The organism is Anaeromyxobacter sp. SG66 (assembly GCF_022690805.1).
Taxonomy (GTDB): domain Bacteria; phylum Myxococcota; class Myxococcia; order Myxococcales; family Anaeromyxobacteraceae; genus Anaeromyxobacter; species Anaeromyxobacter soli.
Genome location: NZ_JALCZC010000005.1, coordinates 54,791 through 79,821, shown reverse-complemented (window position 1 = coordinate 79,821; position 25,031 = coordinate 54,791). Strand labels below are relative to the sequence as shown.

The window sequence follows — 25,031 nt, the reverse complement described above, 5'->3', positions numbered from 1 at the left end:
ACGCTCAGGCGCCGCCGCCGCCCTTCGCCCGCGCCTGGTGGCGGCGCGCCTTCGCGACGTTGCCGCAGTCCTTCATGGAGCACCACCGCCGCGTCCGCGCGCGGGTCTGGTCAAGGAAGAGCCAGCTGCACTCCTGGCTCTCGTGGAGGCCGCACACCCGCACGCGCTCGAGCTCGCCCGAGGTGAGGAGCTCGATCGCGGACTCGACGATGGGCCACAGCGGCGCCTCGAGCGCGGCGCTCGCGTCGTCCCACCCGAGCGCGTAGCCCTCGCCCTGCCGCGTGAGCCGCCGGTGCGCGAGCGCGCTCGAGAGCGCGGCGGAGAGGTGCGCGACGTCGGCGGGCGCGGGCTCCCGTCCCTCGACGCGCGCGAGGAAGATCCGGAAGAGCGCCTCGCGCAGCGCGATCGCCTGGCGGAGCACGCCCTCCGCGTCACCGGGCCGGCGCCGCGCCTCGTCGAGGAGCCGGCTCGCGAGCCGCTCGTCCAGCGCCGACGTCGCGCGCGCGAACGCGAGGAGGTCCGCGTAGCTCGCGAGCCGCTCCCGGGGCTTCACGTCGCGCGAGCTCACGGTGTTCGTGAAGTCGAGGCACAGCCGGCCGCCCGAGAGGTCGAATACCCGCGAGGGGGTCGTATCCAGGGTCGCCACCTAACCATCATAACACCACTTGACAGGTTATGCGGGCGGCGGCAGATCTAACCTGCACGATGCATCATGCCGGTTAGACGGAGGACGTCATGGCTGCTCGCTCGATGAAGCTGTTCCTCTCCCCGCCCGCGACCCCGCGGGACACCTGGCGCGACCGCTGGCGCCTCGTGCGCGACCTGCTCGGCGGCGCGCTGGTGCTCGCGGTCTGGCTGTCGCTGTGGAGCTGGGTGGCGGTGGGCGTGGTGGGCCCGCTCTCGCGAGCCAACACCGCGCTCGAGCGCGATCGCGCGGCCGAGGTGCTGTGACGCTCGGTCAGGCGGCGGCCGCGTCGGGCGCCGCCGGCAGCCGCACCCGCATCGTCGTGCCCACGCCCGGCGAGCTCTCGGGGACGATCGTTCCCCCGTGGGCCTCGGCGATGCGCCGCGCGAGCGCCAGCCCCATCCCGACGCCGCCGGTGCCGCGGGCGCGGCTCCGGTCGGTGCGGAAGAACGGGGTGAACACCCGCGGGAGGTCCTCGGCGTCGATGCCGATGCCGCGGTCGCGGACCTCGATCTCGACCCCGCCGCCGAGGGCGGCGGCGGCGAGGGTGACGGGCGCCGGCGGCTCCGAGTACTTGGCGGCGTTGTCGAGCAGGTTCGCCACGAGCCTGCGCAGCAGCGCGGCGTCGCCGTCCACCTCCGGGAGCGACTCGGGCAGGACGAGCTCGAGCGTCCGGTCGGGGTTCGCCTCGCGGAAGCGCGCGGCGGCCTCGGCGAGGACCCCGTCGAGCTCCACGCGCGCCCGGGTGAGCGGCCAGGCCGGGCCGCCGCCGGCGGCGAGATCGAGTCGCGCCGCGGCGAGGACGTCCTCCACCAGCCGGTCGAGCTCGTCGAGATCCGTCCCGATCTCGCGGAGGAAGCGCCGCGCCCGCTCGACGTCCCCCTCGGCCGCGAGCTCGAGCGCGACGCGGATGCGCGCGAGCGGCGTGCGGAGCTCGTGCGACACGTTCGCGAGCAGCTCCTGCTCGCCGCGCACGAGCCGCTCGAGCCGCTCCGCCATCTCGTCGAACGCACGCCCCAGCTCGCCCACCTCGGCGCGGCCCTTCACCCGGGCGCGCGCCGAGAGATCGCCCGAGCCGAGCGCGCGGGCGGCCAGCGTGAGCCGCTCGATGGGCGCGGCGATCGAGCGGGCGAGCGGGAACGAGCCGAGCGCGAGCGCGGCGAGGACGGCGCCGATGAAGGCGAGGCCGCGCAGCGGATCGGGGCTGGGCGGGCCCCCGGAGACGAGGAGCAGGCCGCCGTCCGCGAGCGGCACCGCCCGGCCGAACCCGTGCCGGTGGAGCCGGACGGGGTGATCGCGCGGCGGCGGGAGGCCCGCGAGGGCGGGGTCGAGCGGCGGCTCGACGCTCGTGGCGCGCAGGGCGCCGTCCGGCCCGTACACGGACGCGTCGAGCCCGAACGCCTCGCGCCAGCGCGCGAGCTCGTCGCGGAGCCGGGCCGGATCCGCCGAGAGCTCGGCCACCCGGGACGCCGCGTAGGCCGTCGCGCCGCGGCCACGCTCCGAGACGTCCGAGTGGCGCAGCGCCCAGCCGACCGCGGCGGTGGCGAGCGCGACGAGGAAGAGCAGGAGCAGCCCGTGCAGGTAGATCCGCCAGAAGAGGCGCCCGTGGCGGCGCGGCCGCGCGGGGGTCACTCGCCCTCCGCCGCGAGCAGGTAGCCGGCGCCGCGCACCGTCTTGATGAGCCGGGGGCGCTTGGGATCGTCGCCGAGCTTCTGCCGCAGCCGCGAGACGTGGACGTCGATGGAGCGGTCGAACGCCTCCTCGGCGCTGCCGCCCGCGAGCTCCATGAGCTGCTCCCGCGAGAGGATCCGCCCCGCCCGCCGTGCGAGCGCGTCGAGCAGCGCGAACTCGTAGCCGGTGAGCGCGATCTCGCGTCCCTCGAGCGTCACCCGCCGCGCGCCCGGATCGACGACGAGGGCCCCCACGCGGACGGTCGAGGCCGCCGGGCCGGCGCGTCCCCGGGCGCGGCGCAGGACCGCGCGGATGCGCGCGAGCAGCTCGCGCGGGGAGAAGGGCTTCGAGAGGTAGTCGTCCGCGCCGAGCTCGAGCCCCATGACGCGGTCCGCCTCCTCGCCGCGCGCGGTGAGGACGATGACCGGCACGTCGGAGCGGGCGCGCAGCTCGCGGCAGACCTCGAGGCCGTCCTTGCCGGGCAGCATGAGATCGAGCAGCACCGCCTCGTACCGGCCCGACAGCGCCTCCTCGAGGCCGCGCTTCCCGTCGGCGACGTGCACCACCGCGAGGCCGTGGCCCTCGAGGTACTCGCGGGTCAGCGCGGCGAGGCGGCGGTCGTCCTCGACGAGGAGGACGAGATCGGGAGTGGTGGCGGTCACGATGGGCATCTTAACCGTGCGGCTGCGGCCGGGGCGGCTCCTCCCCGGCCGCGCCGCGGTCGGCTACCGGTGCATCCGCCGCTCGAGCTTCTCCGCGAGCTTCGCGCGCTGGTCGGGCGTCAGGATCCCGTGCACCTCGAGCCCCGCGTCCACCGCCTCGTGCGCGAGGGCGCGCATCGCGTCCGCGCGCTGGTCGACGAGGGCGTGGAGCGCCGCCGCGTCGGGCGCGTCGGCCTTCCACGCCGCGAGGAAGGCGGCGCGGTCCTCGCCGCGCGTCCCGTGCAGCTCCTGTGCGCGGGCGAGGATCCGGTCCTTCACCGCGTGGATCCGGTCCCGCTGCTCCGGCGTCGCGTTCACCTCGTCGAGCGCCTCGTCGACGCGGGCGGTCACGAACTCGGCCATCCGGGCGGGGTCGTGCCGGTGGTGCCAGCCCCGGGCGAACCCCGCGAGGGCGACGACGCCCGCGGCGAGGACGAGGCCGAGGAAGATGGTCTTGCGCATGTGCTGTTCTCCTCTCGTCCGGCGCGGCTAGAGCGCCGGTCGCGGCCGCCCTGAGAGGCGTGCCGACGGTACGGAGGATGGGCGCCCCGCGTTGAGCGGGCTTGTTCGCGGCTTGAAGAAACGTTAACTCCTCGCGCCTCATGAGCCTCGTCGCCGGAAACGCGCTCTCCCTCGCCTACGGGCCGAAGGTCCTCCTCGACGAGGAGAGCTTCGCCATCGGCCCGCAGGACCGGATCGGCCTCGTCGGCGCGAACGGCACCGGCAAGTCGTCGCTCATGCGCATCCTCGCCGGGCAGCTCTCCCCGGACTCGGGCGACCTCGTCCTTCGCCGCGGCGCCCGCGTGGGCTACCTCCCGCAGGACGTCGCGGCGCTCCCCGACCTGCCGCTCGTCGACGCCGTCCTCGCCACCGTCCCCGGCCGCGCCGACCTCGAGCGCCGGCTCCGCGCCGCGGAGGACGCGCTCGCCGCGGCGGGCACGCCGGAGGAGCAGCTCGAGCTCTCCGCCGCGCTCGCCGAGCTGCACCAGGCGCTCGATCACTTCGAGGAGCGCTTCGGGCGGCACCGCGCCGAGCGCATCCTCGGCGGGCTCGCGTTCACGGCGGACGATCTCGGGCGGCCCGCCCGGACGTTCTCGGGCGGCTGGAAGATGCGCGCCGCCCTCGCCGGGCTGCTGCTCCAGGATCCCGACCTGCTGCTCCTCGACGAGCCCACGAACCACCTCGACGTCCCCACCCTCGAGTGGTTCGACGCGTTCCTGCGCGGCTCGCGGCGGGCGCTCCTGCTCGTGTCGCACGACCGCGAGTTCCTGAACCGGCAGATCGACCGCGTGCTCGCGCTCGAGCCGGAGGGGCTGCGCGCGTACACCGGCGACTACGAGGACTACAAGCGCCAGCGCGCGCAGGAGGAGGAGCGGCTCCTCGCGGAGGCCAAGCGGCAGGGCGCGAAGCGCGCGCAGCTCGAGGAGTTCATCGAGCGGTTCGGCGCCAAGGCGACCAAGGCGCGCCAGGCGAAGTCGAAGGAGAAGCTGCTCGAGAAGATGGACGAGGTGCAGGTGCTCGAGCACCGCGCCACGGTCCGCTTCCGCTTCGCCGAGGCGCCGCGCTCCGGCCGGGAGGTGCTCAGGCTCGAGGGCGTCCGGAAGGCGTTCGGGCCGCGCGTCGTCTACCGCTCGCTCGACGCCGCCATCCAGCGCGGCGAGCGCGTCGGCGTCATCGGCGCGAACGGCGCGGGCAAGTCCACGCTCCTCAAGCTCGTGGCGGGCGAGCTCGCCTCCGACGCGGGCGAGGTGAAGCTCGGCCACGGCGTCCTCGCCGGCTACTTCGCCCAGCATCATTTCGAGCGCGCGGAGCACGACGGCGACGCCGAGGGCGCGATGCGCACCTTCGGCGCGCTCGATCCCGAGCGCACCGTCCTCGACACGCTCTGGGATCTCGTCCCGGAACAGGGCGAGGCGTACGTGCGCGGCGTCGCCGGCTCGTTCCTCTTCTCCGGCGACGACGTCGAGAAGAAGCTCGGCGTGCTGTCCGGCGGCGAGCGGGCGCGCGTCGCGCTCGCGAAGCTCCTGCTCGTGCCGGCGAACCTGCTCGTGCTCGACGAGCCGACGAACCACCTCGACCTCGACTCGTCGGAGGCGCTCATCCAGGCGCTGAAGGGCTACGGCGGGACGCTCCTCTTCGTCTCGCACAACCGGAGCTTCCTGAACCAGCTCGCGACGGTGATCTGGGAGGTGAAGGACGGCGGGATCCTGCCGTTCCCCGGGAACCTCGACGACTGGCTCTACCACCAGAAGGAGCTCGAGGCCGCCGCGGCGGCCGCGGGCGCGAGCGGCGACCCCGCTCGGACGGGTCCCGGGGCGGCGGCGGCGCCCGCGAGCGACAGGGAGCGCCGCCGGCTCGAGGCCGAGGCGCGCAACGCCCGCTACCGGCTGGAGAAGCCGCTCCGCGATCGCATCGCCGCGCTGGAGGCCCGCATCGAGGGGCTGGAGCAGGAGGAGCGCGAGGCGACCGAGGCGCTCGCCGACCCGGCGCTGTACCAGGACTTCGCGCGCGCGAAGCCGCTCATCGAGCGGCAGCACGCGGCGAAGGAGGAGCTCGCGAGGCTTTACGGAGAGTGGGAGGCGGCGCAGGAGGAGCTCGCCGCGCTCCAGCCCGGCGGCTGACGCGCGCCGCTCACGGCGGCCCGAGCCGCAGCCCCGCCGCGAAGCCCAGCCAGGCCCGCCGGCCGCCGTCCGCGCCGAGGTCGTGCTCGAGCAGGCCGCCCAGGCCCGGGCGGAAGCCCTCCTCCGCCCAGAACAGGCTCGCGCTCGGCCCCGCCACCACCGCCACGCTCCGCGTGACCTGCCACCCGGCGAGCACCCGCGCCGTGGCGAGCACGTTCGCGCCCGCGTCCACCGCCTGCTGGCTCAGGAGATCCACGTCCAGCAGGAACCGGCCGCGGGCCTGGTGCGCGCCGAGCCCGAAGCCGGACCAGAGACGCCCGCCGCTGTCGGCGCGCTGCGCGCCGGCGGAGAGGATCGTGTGGAACGCGCGGCTCCCGAGCAGGAGCCCGGCGGAGAGGATCCCGTTCTCGTCGCCCAGGACGAGGAGCTTGTGCTCGCCGCCGCGGACGATGGGGAGGAGCCCGAGCGACACGCCGTCCAGGCCGTCGGCGACGTTCACGAGCCCGAGCTGCGCCCCGCGGACGTGGCCGCCCACGTTCACGAGCCCGACCTGCACGCCGCGCACGCCGCTCCCCACGTTCACGAGCCCGATCTGCGCGCCGTGCACCTCGCCCGACACCGAGGCGAGCGCGAGCTGCGCCCCCGAGACGGACCCGGCGTAGCCCACGAGCGCGGACTGGAGCCCGGTCACCGCTCCCGCCGCCCAGCTCACGCTGGAGTGCTGCCAGCCGACGACGTCGCCCCGCACCAGGTTCAGGCCCTGGGTGAGCTGCACGCCCCGGAGCGAGCCGGCCACGTTCGCGACCATCCCCACCTGCACGCCGGTGACGCGGCCGCGCGCGGAGCTCCCGATGTACGAGAAGAAGCCGCCCACCACGTCCTCGTCCGCCCAGAGCACCGGCGCGAGCCCGATCCCGCGCAGCCGGGTCGTGCGCGAGGCGATGAGGCCGAGCTGGAGGCGGTTCACGACGTAGCGATCGCCGTTGAACGACACGGGCGGGAAGATCGAGAGGTCCACCGGCACGCGCGCGAGCTCCTCCACCCCGTCGCCGCGGAGCGCCGTCAGCTCCCGCGGCACCGCGGCGAAGCCCGCGCCGGCGAGCTCGGTCCGGCCGCCCTGGGTGAGCGCGACGCGCGCCTCCACGAGGCGCCCGTCCTCCTCGCGGGAGACGCGGTAACCGCCCGGGTCGAGGGCCAGCTCCAGCGGGCGGCCGGGGTGCTTGCGCAGCTCCGCGACGAGCCGCTCGCCGGAGTCGCGCACGAAGAACCGGCCCGCCGCCGCGGCCGGCAGGACGAGCGTCGCGCCCGAGCCGCGCAGATCCGTGAGCACCACCTCGCCCGCGCCGACGAGCTGGATGTCCCAGACCGCGTGCTGCGGGCCGCCGCGGGTCCGCTCCGTCCGCGCGAGCGTCTCGTCGAACGCGAACTGGTAGACCTCCGAGAGCGTGACCTTGCCGTCCTGGCTCGCGTCGGCCGCGCCGCGCAGGCCGGTGACGAGGGCGTGGGTGAAGAACGACGCGCCGACCCGGTCCGACTCCTGGGAGGCCTCGTCGGCCGAGCTGGACGTCAGGATCACCTGACCGCTCACCCGCGACGAGGCGTCCACCAGGAACGGCGCGGCGCGGGCGCCTCCCTTCCCGCGGGTGAAGGAGCCCGACGAGCACGAGTCGAGGATCGCGATGCGGATGTCGGCGCCGAGCTCCGTGAGCCACCGCCTGAGCTCTCCATACGGGACGCGCGCGCCGCGCAGGAGCAGCCCCTCCTCGTCGGAGTGGCCGGAGTAGTAGAAGAGCACCTCCGTGCGCCCGCCGGCGCGCGCGCGCCTCACGCGCGAGCGGAGCTCCTCGAGGGCCGCGCGCAGGCTGGCCTCGCCCGGGTCGAGGAGCACGATCGTGTCCTCGCCGGCGACGCCGCCCATCTGCTGCAGCACCCGCGCGACCCGCTCCGCGTCGGAGATCGCGTAGCGGAGCCGCGGGCGCGCGGGGCCGCCGTCGTTGGCGCCCGCCACGAGGGCGAGCCGGCGCACCGCGCCGGGCGGCTCGGCGCGGGACGGCCCCTGTGCGGCGGCGGCGCCGGCGAGGAGGACGGCGGCGAGCGCGAGGACGGGTCGAATCATGTCGGGGCTCTCACTTCACGAGGAGGAGGGCGTGCTGCTCGAGGCCCGCGGGGAGGACGAGGGGATCCTCGCGGGCGCGGCCGGAGGCGGCCAGCCGTCGCGCGGCCTCCACCGCCGTCGCGGAGTCGAAGGCGGCGGCGCCCGTCACGAGGAAGAACCGCTCGAACCCGGGCGCGTCGTCGAGGAGGTAGGCGTGGGGGAGCGGCACCGCGCCCGTCCCCGCGAGCGGGGCGGCGGGGCCGCCCTCCTCGGGCCAGTGGAGCGTCACGATCCCGCGGCCGTCCACCGAGACCACCGCCCCGAACGGCCTGCCCGCCGCCACGTACGAGAGCTGCAGGAGGTCTCCCGCCCGCGCCGCCGCGCCGTCGCGGAGCTCCTCGGGCCCGGCGTCCGGCCGGCTGCGGTGCACCTCGAGGCGCGGCGCGAGGCCCTTGAGGCGGGTGTCCTCGATGGCGGAGCGCGGCGTGAGAAGGCCGGACGGGATGACGTGCAGCACGAGCGCTGACGCCACCGCCACCGCTGCCGCGATGGGGACGAGCAGCAGCGGCCGCCGCCGGGAGGGCCGCGGCGCGCTCGCGGCGAGCGCCGCGCGGCGGCGGATCTCCCCGAGCGCGGGGCCAGGCGGGTGAGCCTCGCGGAACGCCGCGGCGTCGCGCGCGAGCGCCTCGAGCCGGCGCACGCCCTTCTCCGCCTCGAGGCGGCCCCGTACGCGGGCGGCCTCGTCGGGCGGGAGGTCGCCGGCGTGGAGCCGCTCGACCAGGTAGTCGGGAACGCGATCCGGGCTCATCGCTGCACCTCCTGGGTGGGCGCCTCGGCGGCCTGCTCCACGGCGCGCCGCCGGAGCCCGCCGAGCCGCTTGCGGACCGCGGCGGCCGTGAGCCCCACCTCGCGACCGACCTCCTCGAGCGTCAGGCCGTCCACGTAGTGGAGCACCGCCATCACCCGGGTGGACTCCTGCTCGCGCCCGAGCAGCCGTCCGACGACGAGGCGCGACAGCGAGCGCGCCTCGGGCTCGTCCGCCGCCGCGATGGCGAGGAGCGCGGCCTCGTCCCGGTCCTCCGGCCGGCGCCGCTCCGTGCGGAGCAGGTTCAGGCAGACGCGGGTGGCGATGCGGAGGAGGAGCGACGCGGGGGCCTCGTCGCGGAGCCGCTCCTCCGCCCGGAGCAGGTTCACGAACGTGTCGTGCATGGCGTCCACGGCCCTCTCCTCGTCACGGAGGAGGCGGCGGCAGCGGCGCAGGACCATCGGCGCGAGGTCCCGGTAGTACGCGTCGACGTCGACCGCCACCCGCTCCCCTCTCTCCGGCCCCTGGGCCGGACGAGCTTCTACCTCGAACCCCGGTCCGGCCGTGAGCAGCGCCGGAAACCGCCGTCAGATCCGCACTCCCGCGACGAAGCCCACCCACACGCGCGCGTGGCGGCCGCCGAGCTTCCAGCCGAGGTGCAGGTCGGGCTGGTCCTCGTCCGAGACGAGCACGTTCGCCGTCGGGCCGGCGAGGACCCCCATCCACTCGGTGAGCCGGTAGGCTGCCACCGCGCGGAGGACCCCGAGCACCGCCTCGGGGGTGCCGTCGAGCGAGACCGCCTGCGCGACGAGATCCAGGTCGAGCGCGAGGCGCTGCGCCGGCTCGAACCCGACGCCGGCGCCGCCGCCCAGGGCGGAGAGCGTCTTGCCCGAGCGCTCCTGCGGGTCGGGCTGGACGCCCGCCCCGAGGACGCCGTAGGCGCGCCGCCCGCCGAGCCGCACGCCAGCGGCGAGCGGCGTGAGCTCGGTCGCGTAGAGCTCCACCTCGTGGCGGCCGTTCCGCACGAGCGCGAGGACGCCCACCGAGCCCTCCGCCTCCTCGGCGAGGTTCACGAGCCCGACCTGCGCGCCGCGCACGCGGCGGGCCACGTTCACGAGCCCGAGCTGCGTCCCGCTCACCTCGCCGCCCACGTTCACCACGGCGAGCTGCACCCCGCGCACCCCGCCGGCGACGTTGACCGCCGCCGCCTGGAGGCCGTCGAGGCGTCGCGCGACGTTGGCCGCGCCGCCGAGCTGGACGCCCTCCCCGCCGCCGCGGACCACGTTCACGATCTGCGACGCCTGGAGGCCGCGGAGATCTCGCGCCACCGTGGTGACGGTCGCGAGCTGCACGCCGCGCACGACCCCGCCCGCGCTGGCCGCGGCCCAGGTCACCTGCGCGCCCGAGACGTCCTCGTCGGCGAGGTGCACCGGCGCGAGCGCCAGGCCGCGCAGGACGGTGGAGCGGGCCACCACGCCGATCGAGAGGTGGTTCTCCACCCGCCCCTCACCGTTCAGGCTGAGCGGCGGGACGAGAGACAGGTCCACGGGGACCACGCGGAGCGCGGTCGGGGCGGCCGCGGGGGGCTCCGGGACCGCCGCGCCGGCGAGCGCCAGGGCGGGCACGGCCGCCGCGAGCGCGGCGAGGGTGGTGCGAAGCGGGTTCCGCATGGGCGTCGTCCTTCTTCCGTGGCCGAGGGGCGGTCGGCGGGGTCGGAAGGAGGAACACCGCTGCCTGCCGCGCGCGCTACCGCGGCGCGGACGATTCACATTTCTTCACGCTCCGACCAGATCGGGGCAACCTGCCGCCGCCATGCTCCGCGCCGCCTCGGCGAGGGGGCGGTAGCGCGATCTCCGCGCCGCGGTGTTCCCTCGCACAACACGAGCGCCGCACTCTCGCGGTCAACGGAGCGTCACCCATGACGAAGTCCCTCTTCGAGCTCTTCACGCGCGCCGGCGCCGAGTGGGTGATGCTGCTCCTCGTCGCCCTCTCCGCCGCCTCGGTCACGGTCATCCTCGAGCGGGCCCTGTACTTCGCCCTCCGCCGCCGCACCTCTCCGGACCTCCTCACCCTCCTCATGAACGGGCGGCTCGAGGAGGCGCGGGCCCGCATCGAGGGCCGCCGCGGCCTCGAGGCGGAGGTGGCGCGGGCGGCGCTCGACGCCGCCGGCGGCGGCCCCGCCGCGGTGCAGGAGGCGGTGGCCTGCACCATCGCGGACCGCCGCCTCGGCTACGAGCGGGGGCTCTCCTTTCTCGGCACGCTCGGCAACAACGCCCCCTTCCTCGGCCTCTTCGGCACGGTGGTCGGGATCATCCGGGCCTTCTCCGACCTCGCCGTCGGCGGCCCGAAGGGCGCCGGCGCGGCGGCGGTGATGTCCGGCATCTCGGAGGCGCTCGTCGCGACCGCGGTCGGCATCTTCGTGGCCATCCCGGCGGTCGTCGCGTTCAACGGCTTCCAGCGCTGGCTGCGCACGCTCATCACGCGCGCCGAGGCGATCGGCCACGCCCTCGCGTCGCACCTCGAGCACGACGACGTCCGCGCCGCGGCCCGAGCCCGGCTCGACCACGGAAGGTCCGCGCGGCGCCCCGAGCCCCACGAGTCGAAGGGCGCCGCCTAGCGGCGGCCGCGAGCGCACCGGAGCCCACCATGGCCGCCCACTCGAACGGCAGCGACGAGGCGATCACCGGCATCAACGTGACGCCCCTCGTCGACATCACCCTCGTCCTCCTCATCATCTTCATGGTCACCGCCTCCTACATCGTGAAGGAGAGCATCGAGGTCGACCTGCCCCGCGCCGCCAGCGGCGGCGAGACCGTCGGCCCGACCCTCGCGTTCACGCTCGATCGGGACGGGAAGCTCTTCCTCGACGGAAGGCCCGTCGGCCGCGCCGAGGCCCGCGCCGCCGTGCGCGCGGCGCTCGCGCGGAGCGCCGACGCGCGGGCGCTCATCGGCGCGGACCGGGCCGTGCCTCACGGCGAGGTGGTGTCCGTGATCGATCTCGTGAAGAGCGAGGGGCTCACCCGCTTCGCGATCCAGATCGAGCACGACGCGTCGGGGGAAGGCGCGCCGTGACCCCGGCGCCTTCCGACGGTCCGCCGCGGGGCCGCACGCTCGCCGCGATGGCGCTGGCCTCGCTGGCGCTCCACGCCGGCGGGTTCGCCTGGGCCGGTCGCCTCGAGCCGCGTCAGGCCGCAAGGGCCGCGCCCGTGGTGGTCGAGTTCGAGGCCGCCCCTCCGCCGCCCGCCCCCGCCCCGACGCCTCCTCCACCGTCGGAGCGGCCTGCGCCGCGCCGGGTCGCGATCGCGAGGCTGCCGCCACCTCCGGCCGAGCCGCCTCCACCGCCGCCCCCGAACGAAGCGCCGCCGCCCGCCGCGCCGGCGCGCGCGGTCCCCCGCGTCGGAGTGTCGCTCTCCTCGACCGCGACCGGCGGCGGCTTCGCGGTGGGCGTCGGGAACACGCTCCACGGCAGGGCCTCGGAGACCGCCGCCGATCCCGCCTCGGTGAAGCCGTACGCCGCCCCGCGCTCCGCGCCCGCCCGGCTCTCCGCGCAGCCCCGCCTCCTCGAGCGGCCGGAGATCCCGTATCCCCCGGAGGCCCGGCGGGAGGGGCTCGAGGGGCAGGTCGTGCTGCTCCTGCGGATCGACGCCGAGGGCCGGGTCGCGGCGGCGCGCCTCCTCTCCGCGCCGGGCGCCGCCCTCGGCGAGGCCGCCCGGGCCGCCGCGCTCCGCTTCCGCTTCACGCCTCCCCTGCTCGAGGGCGAGGCCGTCGAGACCGAGATCCGCTTCACCTACACCTTCGTCCTGGAGTGAACCTCATGCGCCGCTCGCTCGCCACCGCGCTCGCCCTGCTCGGCCTCCTCCTCGGGAGCGCCCGCCCCGCTCGCGCCGAGACGCCACCGGCGGAGACCGGCGTCCTCACGCGCGCTCCGGCGGTGGTCGAGCCCGCCGAGCCCGAGTACCCGGAGGCCGCCCGCGCGGCGGGGCTGACCGGCGTCGTGACCCTCGAGCTCGAGATCTCGGAGACCGGCGAGGTCACCGACGCGGTGGTGACCGGCCCCGCCGGGCAGGGGTTCGACGAGGCCGCGGTCGCCGCCGCGCGGAAGCTCCGCTTCTCCCCCGCGGAGATCGACGGGGCGCCCGCGCCGGTGCGGATCGAGTATCGCTTCACCTTCGCGCTGGCCGCGCCGCCCGCGGCCCCCGCGCCGCCGCCGCTGAACCTCCTCGGCCGGGTGCTCGAGCGCGGCACCCGGCTGCCCGTCGCGGGCGCGATGGTGGAGGCGGGCGGCCAGCTCACCCACACCGACGGCGAGGGCCGGTTCGCGCTCGCCGGGGTGGCGGACGGGGCGGTGCAGGTGGTCGTGACGGACGTCGACCACGCCCGCCTCGAGTCGGAGGAGACCGTCGAGCCCGGCAAGGCGACCCAGGTGACCTACTGGCTCCAGCGGACCGCCGCGGAGGGCGAGTACGAGGCGGTCGTGGTGGGCGAGCGGGAGGAGAAGGAGGTCTCGCACGTCGCCATCGCGGCCGGGGAGATCCGGCGCGTCGCGGGCGCCTCCGGCGACGCGGTGAAGGTCATCCAGAACCTCCCCGGCATGGCCCGCACCTTCCTGAGCGGCGAGATGATCGTCCGCGGCGGCAACGCCCGCGACACCCGCGTGTACGTGGACGGCGAGGAGGTGCCCGCGGTGTTCCACTTCGGCGGGCTCACCAGCGTCTACTCGTCCGAGCTCCTGAAGGACGTGGAGTTCGAGGCGGGCAACTTCGGCGTCCGCTCGGGGCGGGCGATCGGCGGCCGCGTGAACCTCGTCACGCGCGATCCCGGCGAGCGGACCCACACGCTCGCGGACGTGAACCTGTACCACGCGACCGCGCTCTACGAGGGCCGGCCGCGCGAGGATCTCGGGATCGCCATCGCGGCCCGGCGCTCCTACGCGGACGCGGTGGTGACCCGCGCGCTCGAGTCGATGGACGACGCGCCGGGCGTGAGCACCGCGCCCCGCTACTACGACCTGCAGGCGAAGGCCGCGTGGAAGGCGACCGCCGACGACACCGTCCGTCTCGACGTGTTCGGCTCGGACGACCGGATGGTCCTCACGGGCGTCGAGGACGATCAGTCGCTCGAGGACCTCGACTTCCTCGAGTACGGCACCCGCTTCTACCGGGCCGGGCTCCGCTGGGATCACCGCGCGAGCGAGGCGACCCGGCTCAGGCTCGCGCTCGGCGGTGGCTGGCAGGACATGGACATCGACGCCGACGAGCTGTTCCGGATGCGCCAGGAGCTCTGGAGCACGCACTTTCGCGCCGAGGTGAACCACGAGCTCACGCCGCGGGTGAAGCTCGTCACGGGCGTGGACGGGCAGTGGTATCCGCGGGTCAGGATCGAGGTGGACGCGCCGCCGATCCTCCCGCCCGGTCAGGTCCCGAACCCGAACGCCGAGACCCGCCGCTACGCCGCCACCATCGACGGGCTCGAGGCGGGCGCGTTCGTCGAGGCGACCCTCGAGCCGGTCGACGGGCTCTTCGTCGTCCCGGGCGTGCGCGCGGACGTGCACCGCGCGCTCGCGAACCTCTCCTGGGTGGACCCGCGCCTCGCGGTCCGCTGGCAGCTCAGGCCCGGGACCGCGCTCAAGGGCGCGGTCGGCCTCTATCACCAGGCGCCGCCGTTCCCGTACGTCACGGAGGAGTTCGGCAACCCCGACCTCCGCGAGGAGGGCGCCTGGCAGTACTCGCTCGGCGCGGAGCAGCGGCTCCTGCCGCGGCTGCTCCTCGACGCGCAGCTCTACTACAAGCGCCTGTTCGACCTCGCCCTCCCCTCCGACGCCGTGATCACCCGGGATGGCCAGCTCGTCTCCGAGCGCTACCGGAGCGCGGGGACGGGGCGGTCCTACGGCGCGGAGCTGCTCCTGCGCTGGGATCCCGACGGCCGGTTCTTCGGCTGGATCTCCTACTCGCTCTCGCGCGCGGAGCGGGGCGAGTCCGTCGCGGGCGGCCGGCTCGACAGCGAGGGAGACGCCTACGACCAGCCGCACAACGTGGTCGCGGTGGGCACCGTCGAGCTGCCCGAGGTCTGGCGGGGCCTCTCCGCCGGGTTCCGCGCCCGCTACACGAGCGGAAACCCCTACGAGCCGGTCCGCGCCGCCGTGTACGACGCCGACGCCGACCGCTACCAGCCGATCCAGACCGGCGCGCTCACCGGGCGCATGCCCCCGTTCTTCCAGCTCGACCTCCGCGTCGACAAGAAGTGGACGGCCCGCACCTGGACGTTCGCGGCCTACCTGGAGGTCCAGAACGTCACCAACCGTGAGAACCCCGAGGCCGCCGCGTACAGCTTCGACTACTCGCGGCGCGGCTGGTACTCCGGCCTCCCGCTCTTCCCCTCCTTCGGCCTGCGCGCCGAGTACTAGGACCGCCCATGAACCGCACGCTCGCCGCCCTCGTCCCCGTCCTCGCGCTCACGGCCGCCTGCGGGCCGGACTTCGATCCCGCCTCCGAGGTGCAGGGGTTCCGCGTGCTCGCGGTCCGCGCCGAGCCGCCCGAGATCGCCCCGCCCTCCGACGGCTCGGCCCCCGCCCGCGCGGACTTCGGGACGCTCGTCGTGGATCCGGCCCTCGTCGCGGACCCGGCCCGGCGCGCGGTGGTGCTCCACGTCGCCTGCACCCCGGCGCCGGGAGACCCGGGCCCCTCCCCCTGCACCCTGTTCTCCGAGCTGGCGGATCCCTCGACGCTGCTCGCGGGCGCCGATCTCGCGGCGGCCTGCGCCGCCCCGGGCGTCGGCGTCGCGGGAGGGATCTCCTTCGCCGGCCTCGAGGCGTGCGGACGCGACGGCTGCGGCCCGCTGGCGGTGAGGCGGGATCCCGCCGACCCGGGCTCCGCGGTGGCGCTGCCCGGGGCTGCCTACGAGCTCCCCGCGGACTACACGCTGTCGGCGCTGCCCGCGTCGTCTCCCGAGCGCGTCCTCGGCCTGGAGGTCACCGACCTCGCCCTCGCGCTCGACGCGACGCCGGACGAGCTCGCGCCTGCGAGCGCGGTGGGGAGCGACTGCGAGCTCCTCGGCGCCGTCGCCGCCCGCTTCGAGGCGGAGTGGTCGCGCCGCCCCCACGTCGCGGCGCTGAAGCGGATCCGGGTCCGCGGTCCGGCGGCGCCCTCCGCGCCCAACCACAACCCCGTCCTGTCAGGCGTGGCGCTCGAGGGCGCGGCGCTCCCGGCGCCCGGTGAGACGCCCGCGGCCGTGCCGCCGAGCGCGAAGGTGCCGCTCCTGCCGCTCCTGCCGGCGGGCTTCGAGGAGCTGCGCGAGACCTACGTCGAGAGCGACGCGGCGGGCCAGCCCATCGCGACGCGGAAGGAGGACTGGACCTTCTCCTGGTTCACGAGCGCGGGCGAGCTCGAGAAGCTGCACACGAACCACCCCGACGAGGCGGCGGAGCTCACCACGCCGGCAGCCGGGGCTCCCACGGTGTGGGTGGTCGCGCGCGATCTCGTCGGTGGCGTGACGTGGCGCGCGGGCTCGCTCGCCGTGACGCCGTGAGGGGGTCGGCCCGCCGGGCGTCTCGAGGTTGACAGGCAAGTCGTAGCTTGCCTATGTTCCGCCGGGTGGCCGACGTGTTCGAAGCGCTCGCCGCCCCGACGAGGCGGGCGATCCTCGACGAGCTCACCGATCGGGACGGTCAGTCGCTGTTCGAGCTGTGCACGCGGCTGACGATGAAGCACGGGCTCGCGATGTCGAGGCAGGCGATCTCGCAGCACCTCGAGGTGCTCGAGGCGGCCGGCCTCGTGACCACGCGGCGTGAAGGCAGGTGCAAGCTCCATCACCTCGACACCGCACCGCTGCGGAGTATCTTCGAGCGGTGGCCGGTCGAGGGGCTGAAAGGGACCCGGCGATGAAAATCAACCTGACGAGCGTCCTGGTCGATGACCAGGAGAAGGCCCTGAGGTTCTACACGGAGGTCCTCGGGTTCGTGAAGAAGACCGAGATCCCGCTGGGCGAGGTGCGCTGGCTCACCGTCGTGTCGCCCGAAGCCCCGGATGGCCCCGAGCTCGTGCTGGAGCCGGACGGGCACCCCGCGGCGCGCCCGTTCAAGCGGGCCCTGGTGGAGGACGGCATCCCGTTCACCTCGTTCGCCGTAGAGGACGTGCGTGCCGAGTACGAGCGGCTCCGCTCGGCAGGCGTTCGTTTCGTCCAGCCGCCCACCGAGATGGGCCCGGTGACGATCGCGGTGCTCGACGACACCTGCGGGAACCTCATCCAGATCGCCAGCCAGAAGTAGTCGGCCCGGGAGGTCCGCCTCCCACCGTTCCGCGGCATCACCGACGCGCTCGATCCACCGGCGGTCCGTCACGCGTGGCGACGTAGACGTTCTCGAACGTGCCGCCGCGCCGGGAGCCCGCCTCGACTGCGCCGCGCACGGTCACGCGCGCGCGGCGGTGCCGCCGGAGCGTCTCGAGGAAGCGCTCCCACTCGGCCGCGGGAGGGAGCGTGGAGGTGGCGAAGAAGTCGCCAGCGACGGGCTCGTCGAAGCTCACCTCGCTCCGCTGGATGACCACCCCAGCCTCGACGCCGCGCTCGCGCAGGTTGAGGTGCACGAGCGTCCAGCCCGAGAGGATCGCGATCGCGGAGAGGCTGCCGCCGAAGGCCGTGGACCGGTGATTGAGGCTGGGGGCGAGCGGCGCGGCCAGGCGCAGCGAGGCTCCGTCGTACCGCTCGATGACGGCGCCGAGGTGGACTGCGAGCGGGATGTGCTCGCGGACGTAGCGGGTGATCTCGTCCCGCGTCACGCGATTGAGCTCCGTGTCAGGAGTTGCCTCGAGCTTTGGTCACGCGTGTCCGATCTAGGCGGTGGGGCGAGGCGTGTCTCGAGGTTCATGCCGCGAGCCGGAGCGCAGCGGTCAGGGCGGAGCCGGCGGGGAACGGGATCACGGGGTCGGGGTCGAGGTCGAGGTCGTCGAGGTCGATCTGGCCGACGTCGCCGCTTCCGAGGTCGCCGTGGCGCGCCGCCTGGACGGGACCTCGCGTCCTCGGCGGGCCACGATGGACGGAGACAAGGTACGGGGGCCGGTGCCGTCCGCCAGACGCCGCTGGCAACGCGGGGCCGCATGGGCGGGGTTGACCATGGGCGAAGGTGCCTTGGCGGCCAACCGCGTTGCATGCGGTCCGTGGTTCGGGGAGGTGCCTACCGCGTCCAGTGGCCCGCCTCCGGGCGCGAGGTCCCGCCACGTGGGGGCGGCGCGCTGGAGCCGGGGTGGGTGGAAGGCTCGGCGTCGGTCGTCGTGGTCGGGGTCGCGGTCGGGGTCGCGGTCACGTCTGATATTCACCCACCGTCGCGCTGGAGTCCGCCCGACCGTCAGACACAGATGGTATGGGTTCACTCGATGGACGTCGTGCCCCTGAGCCCTCCCGCTCCTCTCGCGATCGCCTCGGCGGCCGCGCTGGACGCGCTCGCGGCGGAGGCGTGGCTGCTCGAGCCGCCGCCGCCGCACGAGCGGAAGGGCATCCTGCGGGACGAGGCGGCGCTCCTCATCGACCGGCTCCTCAGCCGCGTCGCGCGTGGGCACGGCGCGCTCGAGATCGCCATCGGCCGCGGGCTCGCGGCGCTCGCCGACCGGGACGGTGCGATGCGGTTCGGGTACGCGAGCGTCGGTGACTACGCGCGCGAGCGGCTGGGCATCGCGGCCAGCACGGCGCAGAAGCTCGTGAGGCTCGCGCGGGCGCTCCGCGACCGCCCGCTCCTCGCCGACGCGGTCCGGCGCGGCGAGGTGAGCGCGCGCAAGGCCGAGACGGTCCTCCCCGTTGCCCGCGGTGAGGCGGAGGCGCGCTGGGTCTCGATCGCCCGCACCGAGACGGTGCGCGCGCTCGCGGCGGCGGTGCGGGCCGAAGCAGCCGCCGAGGCGAAGGCGGACGAGGAGCCGCGGGAGCGCGTGTCCCTCCAGCTCACGCCCGCGGGTCGCGCGAAGCTCGACGAGGCGATGGCGCTCGCGGGCAAGGTTCTCGGAGCGACCGCGCCGAGGTGGCAGCGGCTCGAGGCGATCTGCGAGGAGTTCCTCGGCGCCCATCCCGTGGAAGCGCTCTCGGACGGCGGGGACGAGGTCACGGACGAAGGCGTCCTGCGCGGGCCGGCCGCAGAATGGTTCGAGGCGGCGAGGGCGGGGCTCGAGGAGGAGTATGGCCGCTGGGCGTTCCTCGGAGCGGTCGCTCCGGTCGAGGCGGAGGTGAGCGCCGAGCTCGACGGCGGCGCGGACGTGCGCGTCGACGAGGAGCTGAGGCGGCTCGCGGCGATGCGCGATCGCTGGGACGCGCTCGTCGGGCACCTCGGCCTGCTGCTCCGGACGCTGCGACTGTGGCGCGACATGGGTTTCGCCTCGTTCGGCCACTACTGCGAGGAGCGGCTCGGAATGGCTACGCGCACGGTGCAGCAGCGGGTCCAGCTGGAGCGTAGGCTCTACGCGCTCCCCGCGCTCGAGCAGGCGATGCGCGACGGGCGCGTGTCCTACGAGCAGGCGCGGCTCGTGGCGGAGGTCGCGGACGATCTCACCACCGAGGACTGGATCCGCCGGGCGGAGGGTACGACCTGCATCGCGCTGCGCCGGGAGATCGAGGCGGAGCAGGAGGCGCAGATGTGCGCGCGGGCCGAGCTCGACCTGCGCGTGCCTCGGCGGGTCGGGCGCCTCCTCGACGAAGCGTTCCGGGCGGCCCGCGCAGCGGCCGACCGCTGGCTCACGCCCGCGGAGTGCCTCGAGCGGATGGCGGAGCACTTCATCTCGACCTGGAAACCCGCGCTCGCGGAGCGGAGCACGCCGCAGCGGCGGGCCCTCGCGCGCGACGGCGGACTCTGCCAGGTGCCGGGTTGCAGCCGGGCGGCCGTGCACGCGCACCACGTCGTCTATCGCTCGCGCGGCGGCGGTGACGACCCGGCGAACCTCGCATCGCTCTGCGCCGCCCACCACCTGCGGGGAGTACACGGTGGGCTCGTCGAGGTTCGCGGCGTAGCGCCGGACCGGCTCACGTGGCGGCTCGGCGCGCGGGATCCGACGCGGTCCCTGGACTGAGCTCCGTCGAGTGAGCGTCCATCGAGCGGCGGTGGGTGGGTCGGAGCAGCTCGAGGTCGGGACCCACCGCCATGCCGCCGTGCACCCGCTTCGTCCCCTGGCGTCGCAGCCGTGCCGCGCTACGCTGCGGTCATGTCCGATGCATCCCTTCCCCGCACTCTCGTCCGCGCCAGCGAGCGCGGCCCGGCCGAGTCGAGCGGCCACCCGTACAACCCGCGCTCGGAGATCCACGGCTGGATGATCTCCCGCGCCGCCGGCCTCGGCCGGATCGCGGTGAACCTCGCGTGGCTCCCTCCCGGCAAGGAGTCCGCCATCTTCCACGTCCACCACCGCGAGGAGGAATGGGTCTTCGTCCTCGAGGGGCGGGGCGTGATCGAGCTCGACGACGCCGAGCACGAGGTCGGCCCGGGCGACTTCGTGGCCCTCCCGCCGGGCGTGGCGCACCACGTCCGCAACGCCTCCGCCGATGAGCGGCTCCTCCTGCTCGAGGGCGGGGAGATCATCCCGGACGTCGAGGTGGCGGACTTCCCGCGCCTGCGACGCCGGATGGTCCGCCTCGGCAATCGTTTCGCGGTCTACCCCATGGACGCGGAGATCGAGTTCTTCCCGGGAGTGAAGGAGCTGCCGCGCGAGCTGGTCGGCCTCCCGCCGCCGGGAGAGCGGCCGCGCCTGCTCGTCCGCGCCGGCGAGCGCGGCGAGGCGCGCGTCTACCACCACCCGCAGAACCCGCGCTCGGAGGTCGGGCTCACCTGGCTCTCCCGCCCCGCGCTGAAGCGCATCTCCGCAGGCGTCGCCGCCGTGCCCGCCGGCAGGGAGTCCTTCGTGAAGCACGTGCACCGGCACGACGAGGAGTGGATGTACGTCCTCTCCGGGAGCGGCGTCGCGGTGATCGGCGACCGCGAGGAGCCCATCGGCCCCGGCGACTTCCTCGGCTTCCCCGCCGGCGACCCGGCACACAACGTTCGGGCGTCGCCGGACGGCGAGCTCGTCTACCTGCTCGGCGGAGACGCCTGGTCGCGGAGCACGATCGAGATCGTCGACTTCCCGGAGCTCGGCTTGCGGAAGACGTTCGTGGGGACGCGCAGCTCCCTGACCTTCCCGCTGGACGCGGCGGTCGAGAGCAAGGGCACTTAGGACGGGCCACGGCGGACAAGGCGGGGGTCGGGTCGGGGTCGGGAAGTCACCTCCGGTATTCACCGCCAGTCGCTCCATCACCGCCGAGGACTGGAGCCGCCGGGCGCCACGAGGCCAGCGGGTCGCCCCGCTGGCCTCGTGCCCGCTGCCTCGACGACGACGCCGTCTAGCCCTGCGCGGCCTTCAGGGCCGGCTCGTATTCGGGCTCCTGCCCGATCTCCGGCACGAGCTGGCGGTAGATCACCTTGTCGTCCGCGTCGAGCACCACGACCGCGCGGCCGCAGAGGCCCGCGAGCGGGCCGTCCGTGAGGAGGATGCCGTAGTCCTGTCCGAACTTCTTGTCGCGCATGAGCGAGAGCGTGACGACGTTCTGCAGCCCCTCGGTCGTGCAGAACCGCTTCGCCGCGAACGGAAGGTCCGCGGAGACGACGAGCACCACCGTGTTCGGGAGCTGACCCGCCTTCTCGTTGAACTTGCGGGTCGAGGTGGCGCAGACGGCCGTGTCGAGGCTCGGGACGATGTTCAGGATCTTGCGCTTGCCCTTGAAGTCGGCGAGCGAGACGTCCTTCAGATCGCCCCCCGTGAGCTTGAAGTCGGGCGCCTTGGCGCCGACGGCCGGCAGCTCGCCGCTGGTGTGGATCGGGTTCCCCTTGAGCGTCACCTGGGCCATGAATCCTCCGTTCGAGTTCGCGCGGTTTTAACCCACGCCCACCCGGAGCGCCGGGATTGTGGCCGCTCGTCCCCAGCGGGGACACACTCACCGTCGCGCCACCCGGCCGCACCCGGCGAGGCGGCTGGCCGCTCCCCGACTCAGGCCGCATCCATCTCCGGACCGGAGGAGGAGATGGGAGCACCCGAGGCACGGGAGGCCAGCACGCGCGGGGTGCGCGGCGGCGTCCGGGTCCGCGACGGGCTGTGCGGCATCTGCCCCGCGGGCTGCTGGGTGCGCGCCCACGTGGAGGGGGACCGGCTCGTCGGGGTGGAGCCGCTCCCGGATCACCCGCTCGGCATGCTCTGCACGATCGGGCGCCACTCGCCCGAGATCGTCCACTCGCCCGACCGGGTGAACCGCCCCCTCCGCCGCACTGGCCCCAAGGGCAGGTACGCGTTCGAGCCCATCTCCTGGGACGCCGCGTACGCGCTCCTGGCAGGCCGGCTCGCCAGCATCAAGCGGGAGCACGGCGCCGAGGCGACCGCGGTCTACACCGGCCGGGGCGCGTTCGAGCTCTCGCTCTGCGACGTGTTCCAGCCGGCCGGCGTGGCCGTCTCGTCCGCCTCGAGCGTCCTCTTCCCGTTCGGCTCGCCCAACACGCTCGGGGTGGGGGCGCTCTGCTACGTCGCGTTCGCGATGATCGCGCCGCACGTCACCATGGGCGCGATGCTGCTCGGGCTCGACGCCGACCTCGACCAGGCCGAGCTCGTCGTGCTGTGGGGAGCGAACCCGGCCACCGACTCGCCGCCGACGGCGCACCACCAGGTCGTGCGCGCCCGCCAGCGCGGCGCCCAGGTCATCGCCATCGACCCGCGCCGGAACGACACCGCGCGGGCCGTCGACGCGGAGTGGATCCCGATCCGCCCCGGCACCGACGGCGCGCTCGCGCTCGCCCTCATCGAGGTGCTCCTCGAGGAGGAGCTCCACGACGAGGAGTTCGCGCGCGACTGGACCGTGGGGTTCGAGGACCTCGCGCGGCTCGCCCAGCACTACCGGCCCGAGCGCGTCGAGGGGATCACCGGTGTGCCCGCCGCCACCATCCGCAGCCTCGCGCGCCGCATCGCGGCCGCCCGCGGCGCGTGCCCCGTCACCTACACCGGCCTCGAGTACTCCGGGAACGGCGTGCAGGCGATCCGCGCGCTCCTCACGCTGTGGGGCCTCGCGGGACAGCTCGACGTCCCGGGCGGCCTCGTCTTCCGCATGCGGGACGGCGCGTTCCCGCAGAACCGCCGCCACCTCCAGCCGAACCCCGCCGTGGGGAAGGCGCTCGGGCGCGAGCGCTTCCCCCTGTACACGCGCTACCGCGGCGAGTCCCACGCGATCGCCCTGCCCCGCTCGGTGCTCGAGGGCGATCCCTACCGGATCCGGGCGCTCGTCGTGCACGGTGCGTCGATCCTCACCGCGTGGCCGGACCCGGAGCTGTGGCGCCGGACCCTCGCCGGCCTCGACTTCCTCGTGTGCGTCGATCGCTTCCTCACCGCGGACGCGGCGTTCGCGGACCTCGTCCTTCCGGCGGCGACGGGGTACGAGATCACCTCGTACATGCGGTACGGCCCGCTCTTCAAGATCCGCGAGCCGCTCGTGCCGCCCGTCGGCGAGGCGCGCAACGACTTCCTCATCATGGCCGGGCTCGCCGACCGGCTCGGCTACGGGCACCTCTACCCGCAGACGGAGGAGGCGCTCCTGCGCCACGCGCTCGAGGGGACGGGCTTCACGCTCGAGGCGGTGCGGGCCGCGGGGGGAGAGGCGCGGGTGCCCGCCCCGTTCCTCCAGTATCGCAAGTGGGAGAAGGGCCTCCTCCGGCCCGACGGCGAGCCCGGGTTCGACACGCCCTCCGGCAAGTTCGAGATCGCCTCGTCGATCCTGGCCGAGCACGGCTACGAGCCGCTGCCGGTCTACGTCGAGCCCCCGGAGAGCCCGGCGAGCCGGCCCGATCTCGCGGGCAGCCACCCGCTCGTCTTCAACTCCGGCGCGCGCGGCTTCCACGACTTTCGCAGCCAGCACCACGGCGTGCCCGGCCTCGCGGCGCGCGCGCCCGAGCCGCTCGCGACGCTCAGCGCGGAGGACGCCGCCGCGCGCGGGATCGCGAGCGGGGATCCGGTCTGGGTCGAGACGCCGCGCGGGCGCGCCCCCTTCCGCGCGCACGTGACCGCGGACCTCGTCCCGGGCGCCATCGACGCGAGCATGGGAGGCGGCGGGCCACTGGGGAGCGAGTCCTGGCGCGCCTGCAACGTGAACGCCCTCACGGACCTCGCCCAGTGCGATCCGATCTCGGGCTTCCCCGTCTACAAGGCGCTCCTCTGCGAGGTGCGCCGCGCCGACGGGGCGGCGGCCGCGGAGCCGGCGGAGGGCGCGCCCGAGCGCGACGCGCCGAGGGGACCGCGGATCGAGGCGGCCCCGCTCCGCCCCATCTACCTCGACCACGCGGCGACCACCCCCGTCGCGCCGGCGGTCGCCGAGGCGATGGCGCCGTTCCTCGCGGGCGCGTTCGGGAACCCCTCGAGCGTCCACCCCCGCGGCGCCGAGGCGCGCGCCGCCGTCGAGGACGCGCGCCGCAAGGTGGCCCGCGCGCTCGAGTGCACGGCGCGGCGCGTGGTGTTCACGGGATCGGGCTCCGAGTCGGACAACCTCGCGGTGAAGGGCGCCGCGTGGGCGTGCCGCGCGCGCGGCCGCCACGTCGTCACCTCCGCCATCGAGCACCCCGCCGTGCTGGAGGCCTGCCGCGCCCTCGTGCCTCACGGGTTCGAGCTCACCGTGGTGCCGGTCGAGCGCGACGGGCACGTCTCGCCGGAGCGGGTCCTCGGCGCCCTCCGCGACGACACCGTGCTCGTCTCGCTCATGCTCGTGAACAACGAGGTGGGCACGATCCAGCCGGTCGCGGCGCTCGCGCCGGCGGTGCGGGCGCGCGGCGCGCTCCTCCACGCGGACGCGGTCCAGGCGCTCGGCAAGGTCGCCCTCGACGTGGAGGCGCTGGGGGTGGACCTCCTCACGGTCTCGGCGCACAAGATCCACGGCCCGAAGGGCGTCGGCGCGCTCTACGTCCGCGCCGGCGTCTCGCTCGAGCCGCTCGTGCACGGCGGCGGGCAGGAGCACGGGCTGCGGGCGGGCACCGAGAACGTCGCGGGCGTCGTCGGGTTCGGGCGCGCCTGCGAGCTCGCGATGCAGCGGCTCGGCGGCGGCGAGATGGACCGGCTCGCGGCGCTCCGCGACCGCCTCGAGGCGGGTCTCCTGAGGCTCCTGCCGGAGGCGCGGCGGAACGGGGACGGGGCGCGGATCGCGACCACCCTCGACGTCACGCTGCCCGGGATCCGGGGCGAGTCGCTCGTGCTCGCGCTGGGCCGCCGCGCCGTGCACCTCTCCTCCGGCTCGGCCTGCCACTCCGGCGATCCAGAGCCGTCGCGCACCCTCCTCGCCATGGGCCTCACGCCCGAGGAGGCGCACTGCTCGGTGCGCTTCTCGCTCGGGGCGGGGCAGACCGAGGCGGACGTGGACGAGGCGCTGGCGCGGATCGCCGAGACGCTCGCCGCCTCGCGCGCGGCGGTGCGGTTCCTCGCGTGCCGGTGAGGCC

At 75.2% G+C, this 25,031-nt stretch carries 22 protein-coding genes; 12 read left to right on the top strand and 10 right to left on the bottom strand.

Annotation, left to right across the window (positions count from 1 at the left end):
- Window positions 1–4: 4 nt before the first annotated feature.
- Entirely contained in the window at window positions 5–646 is a 642-nt protein-coding gene (locus MNZ39_RS03280; protein WP_242334422.1) for an ABATE domain-containing protein, read from the bottom strand.
- Window positions 647–735: 89 nt separating this feature from the next.
- On the opposite strand from MNZ39_RS03280, the gene MNZ39_RS03275 reads away from it, so the two are divergent.
- Window positions 736–951 carry a hypothetical protein gene (locus MNZ39_RS03275; RefSeq protein ID WP_242334419.1) on the top strand — a complete coding sequence of 72 codons (216 nt, stop codon included), beginning with the start codon at window positions 736–738 and terminating at the stop codon, window positions 949–951.
- Window positions 952–958: 7 nt separating this feature from the next.
- Here the strand turns inward: MNZ39_RS03275 and MNZ39_RS03270 are convergent, their stop codons facing one another.
- From MNZ39_RS03270 to MNZ39_RS03260, 3 genes are all read right to left on the bottom strand, one after another.
- Window positions 959–2,317: a cell wall metabolism sensor histidine kinase WalK gene (locus MNZ39_RS03270; protein WP_242334416.1), complete on the bottom strand. Its 1,359-nt coding sequence runs from the start codon at window positions 2,315–2,317 to the stop codon at window positions 959–961.
- Window positions 2,314–3,018 carry a response regulator transcription factor gene (locus MNZ39_RS03265; protein ID WP_242352548.1) on the bottom strand — a complete coding sequence of 235 codons (705 nt, stop codon included), beginning with the start codon at window positions 3,016–3,018 and terminating at the stop codon, window positions 2,314–2,316. Before MNZ39_RS03265 ends, MNZ39_RS03270 begins: the two co-directional genes overlap by 4 nt.
- A gap of 63 nt (window positions 3,019–3,081) precedes the next feature.
- Window positions 3,082–3,519 carry a Spy/CpxP family protein refolding chaperone gene (locus MNZ39_RS03260; protein WP_242334410.1) on the bottom strand — a complete coding sequence of 146 codons (438 nt, stop codon included), beginning with the start codon at window positions 3,517–3,519 and terminating at the stop codon, window positions 3,082–3,084.
- Between the two features lie 140 nt (window positions 3,520–3,659).
- Here MNZ39_RS03260 and MNZ39_RS03255 point away from each other — a divergent pair, with 140 nt between their 5' ends.
- On the top strand, window positions 3,660–5,678 hold the full coding sequence (locus tag MNZ39_RS03255; protein WP_242334407.1) for an ABC-F family ATP-binding cassette domain-containing protein: 2,019 nt from the start codon (window positions 3,660–3,662) through the stop codon (window positions 5,676–5,678).
- 10 nt (window positions 5,679–5,688) lie between these two features.
- Here the strand turns inward: MNZ39_RS03255 and MNZ39_RS03250 are convergent, their stop codons facing one another.
- The 4 genes from MNZ39_RS03250 to MNZ39_RS03235 form a co-directional block, all read right to left on the bottom strand.
- On the bottom strand, window positions 5,689–7,794 hold the full coding sequence (locus tag MNZ39_RS03250) for a caspase family protein (RefSeq protein WP_242334404.1): 2,106 nt from the start codon (window positions 7,792–7,794) through the stop codon (window positions 5,689–5,691).
- A gap of 10 nt (window positions 7,795–7,804) precedes the next feature.
- A complete protein-coding gene (locus tag MNZ39_RS03245; RefSeq protein WP_242334401.1) occupies window positions 7,805–8,581 on the bottom strand; it encodes a hypothetical protein in 777 nt (258 codons plus the stop codon).
- Entirely contained in the window at window positions 8,578–9,081 is a 504-nt protein-coding gene (locus tag MNZ39_RS03240) for an RNA polymerase sigma factor (RefSeq protein ID WP_242334398.1), read from the bottom strand. Before MNZ39_RS03240 ends, MNZ39_RS03245 begins: the two co-directional genes overlap by 4 nt.
- A gap of 84 nt (window positions 9,082–9,165) precedes the next feature.
- Window positions 9,166–10,248, bottom strand: coding sequence for an LA_2272 family surface repeat-containing protein (locus tag MNZ39_RS03235; protein ID WP_242334396.1), 1,083 nt, complete (start codon window positions 10,246–10,248; stop codon window positions 9,166–9,168).
- A gap of 248 nt (window positions 10,249–10,496) precedes the next feature.
- Between MNZ39_RS03235 and MNZ39_RS03230 the strand changes: the two genes are divergently transcribed.
- The 7 genes from MNZ39_RS03230 (at window position 10,497) to MNZ39_RS03200 (ending at window position 16,841) form a co-directional block, all read left to right on the top strand.
- Window positions 10,497–11,195: a MotA/TolQ/ExbB proton channel family protein gene (locus MNZ39_RS03230; protein WP_242334393.1), complete on the top strand. Its 699-nt coding sequence runs from the start codon at window positions 10,497–10,499 to the stop codon at window positions 11,193–11,195.
- A 29-nt stretch (window positions 11,196–11,224) separates the two neighbouring features.
- On the top strand, window positions 11,225–11,650 hold the full coding sequence (locus MNZ39_RS03225; protein WP_242334390.1) for a biopolymer transporter ExbD: 426 nt from the start codon (window positions 11,225–11,227) through the stop codon (window positions 11,648–11,650).
- Window positions 11,647–12,387 (top strand): energy transducer TonB, encoded by a 741-nt coding sequence (locus MNZ39_RS03220; protein WP_242334387.1) that lies wholly within the window; start codon window positions 11,647–11,649, stop codon window positions 12,385–12,387. Before MNZ39_RS03225 ends, MNZ39_RS03220 begins: the two co-directional genes overlap by 4 nt.
- 5 nt (window positions 12,388–12,392) lie before the next feature.
- Window positions 12,393–14,981, top strand: coding sequence for a TonB-dependent receptor domain-containing protein (locus MNZ39_RS03215; RefSeq protein WP_242334384.1), 2,589 nt, complete (start codon window positions 12,393–12,395; stop codon window positions 14,979–14,981).
- An 8-nt stretch (window positions 14,982–14,989) separates the two neighbouring features.
- On the top strand, window positions 14,990–16,102 hold the full coding sequence (locus MNZ39_RS03210; RefSeq protein WP_242334380.1) for a hypothetical protein: 1,113 nt from the start codon (window positions 14,990–14,992) through the stop codon (window positions 16,100–16,102).
- 65 nt (window positions 16,103–16,167) lie between these two features.
- The gene (locus MNZ39_RS03205) at window positions 16,168–16,458 is read left to right on the top strand and encodes a helix-turn-helix transcriptional regulator (protein ID WP_242334377.1); all 291 of its coding nucleotides are present in this window, start codon (window positions 16,168–16,170) and stop codon (window positions 16,456–16,458) included.
- The gene (locus tag MNZ39_RS03200; protein ID WP_242334374.1) at window positions 16,455–16,841 is read left to right on the top strand and encodes a VOC family protein; all 387 of its coding nucleotides are present in this window, start codon (window positions 16,455–16,457) and stop codon (window positions 16,839–16,841) included. The genes MNZ39_RS03205 and MNZ39_RS03200 overlap by 4 nt, the downstream gene beginning before the upstream one ends.
- Before the next feature lie 37 nt (window positions 16,842–16,878).
- On the opposite strand, the gene MNZ39_RS03195 is transcribed toward MNZ39_RS03200, so the two are convergent.
- Window positions 16,879–17,349: a YiiD C-terminal domain-containing protein gene (locus tag MNZ39_RS03195; RefSeq protein WP_242334371.1), complete on the bottom strand. Its 471-nt coding sequence runs from the start codon at window positions 17,347–17,349 to the stop codon at window positions 16,879–16,881.
- A gap of 594 nt (window positions 17,350–17,943) precedes the next feature.
- Between MNZ39_RS03195 and MNZ39_RS03190 the strand changes: the two genes are divergently transcribed.
- Together MNZ39_RS03190 and MNZ39_RS03185 are read left to right on the top strand one after the other, a co-directional pair.
- Complete coding sequence (locus MNZ39_RS03190) at window positions 17,944–19,617, top strand: HNH endonuclease (RefSeq protein ID WP_242334368.1); 1,674 nt, start codon at window positions 17,944–17,946, stop codon at window positions 19,615–19,617.
- A 132-nt stretch (window positions 19,618–19,749) separates the two neighbouring features.
- Entirely contained in the window at window positions 19,750–20,751 is a 1,002-nt protein-coding gene (locus MNZ39_RS03185) for a cupin domain-containing protein (protein WP_242334365.1), read from the top strand.
- Window positions 20,752–20,917: 166 nt separating this feature from the next.
- Here MNZ39_RS03185 and tpx read toward each other — a convergent pair whose 3' ends face one another.
- Window positions 20,918–21,421, bottom strand: coding sequence for a thiol peroxidase (tpx, locus tag MNZ39_RS03180; protein WP_242334362.1), 504 nt, complete (start codon window positions 21,419–21,421; stop codon window positions 20,918–20,920).
- A 174-nt stretch (window positions 21,422–21,595) separates the two neighbouring features.
- Between tpx and MNZ39_RS03175 the strand changes: the two genes are divergently transcribed.
- Window positions 21,596–25,027 carry an aminotransferase class V-fold PLP-dependent enzyme gene (locus tag MNZ39_RS03175; RefSeq protein WP_242334359.1) on the top strand — a complete coding sequence of 1,144 codons (3,432 nt, stop codon included), beginning with the start codon at window positions 21,596–21,598 and terminating at the stop codon, window positions 25,025–25,027.
- The last annotated feature ends 4 nt before the right edge of the window (window positions 25,028–25,031 follow it).

Bases quoted from the DNA above. Each gene is read 5' to 3' on its own strand.
- MNZ39_RS03250 (WP_242334404.1), bottom strand. From the start codon at position 7,794: ATGATTCGACCCGTCCTCGCGCTCGCCGCCGTCCTCCTCGCCGGCGCC.
- tpx (WP_242334362.1), bottom strand. From the start codon at position 21,421: ATGGCCCAGGTGACGCTCAAGGGGAACCCGATCCACACCAGCGGCGAG.
- MNZ39_RS03210 (WP_242334380.1), top strand. From the start codon at position 14,990: ATGAACCGCACGCTCGCCGCCCTCGTCCCCGTCCTCGCGCTCACGGCC.
- MNZ39_RS03255 (WP_242334407.1), top strand. From the start codon at position 3,660: ATGAGCCTCGTCGCCGGAAACGCGCTCTCCCTCGCCTACGGGCCGAAG.
- MNZ39_RS03235 (WP_242334396.1), bottom strand. From the start codon at position 10,248: ATGCGGAACCCGCTTCGCACCACCCTCGCCGCGCTCGCGGCGGCCGTG.
- MNZ39_RS03225 (WP_242334390.1), top strand. From the start codon at position 11,225: ATGGCCGCCCACTCGAACGGCAGCGACGAGGCGATCACCGGCATCAAC.
- MNZ39_RS03175 (WP_242334359.1), top strand. From the start codon at position 21,596: ATGGGAGCACCCGAGGCACGGGAGGCCAGCACGCGCGGGGTGCGCGGC.
- MNZ39_RS03260 (WP_242334410.1), bottom strand. From the start codon at position 3,519: ATGCGCAAGACCATCTTCCTCGGCCTCGTCCTCGCCGCGGGCGTCGTC.
- MNZ39_RS03185 (WP_242334365.1), top strand. From the start codon at position 19,750: ATGTCCGATGCATCCCTTCCCCGCACTCTCGTCCGCGCCAGCGAGCGC.
- MNZ39_RS03275 (WP_242334419.1), top strand. From the start codon at position 736: ATGGCTGCTCGCTCGATGAAGCTGTTCCTCTCCCCGCCCGCGACCCCG.
- MNZ39_RS03230 (WP_242334393.1), top strand. From the start codon at position 10,497: ATGACGAAGTCCCTCTTCGAGCTCTTCACGCGCGCCGGCGCCGAGTGG.
- MNZ39_RS03200 (WP_242334374.1), top strand. From the start codon at position 16,455: ATGAAAATCAACCTGACGAGCGTCCTGGTCGATGACCAGGAGAAGGCC.
- MNZ39_RS03215 (WP_242334384.1), top strand. From the start codon at position 12,393: ATGCGCCGCTCGCTCGCCACCGCGCTCGCCCTGCTCGGCCTCCTCCTC.
- MNZ39_RS03190 (WP_242334368.1), top strand. From the start codon at position 17,944: ATGGACGTCGTGCCCCTGAGCCCTCCCGCTCCTCTCGCGATCGCCTCG.
- MNZ39_RS03245 (WP_242334401.1), bottom strand. From the start codon at position 8,581: ATGAGCCCGGATCGCGTTCCCGACTACCTGGTCGAGCGGCTCCACGCC.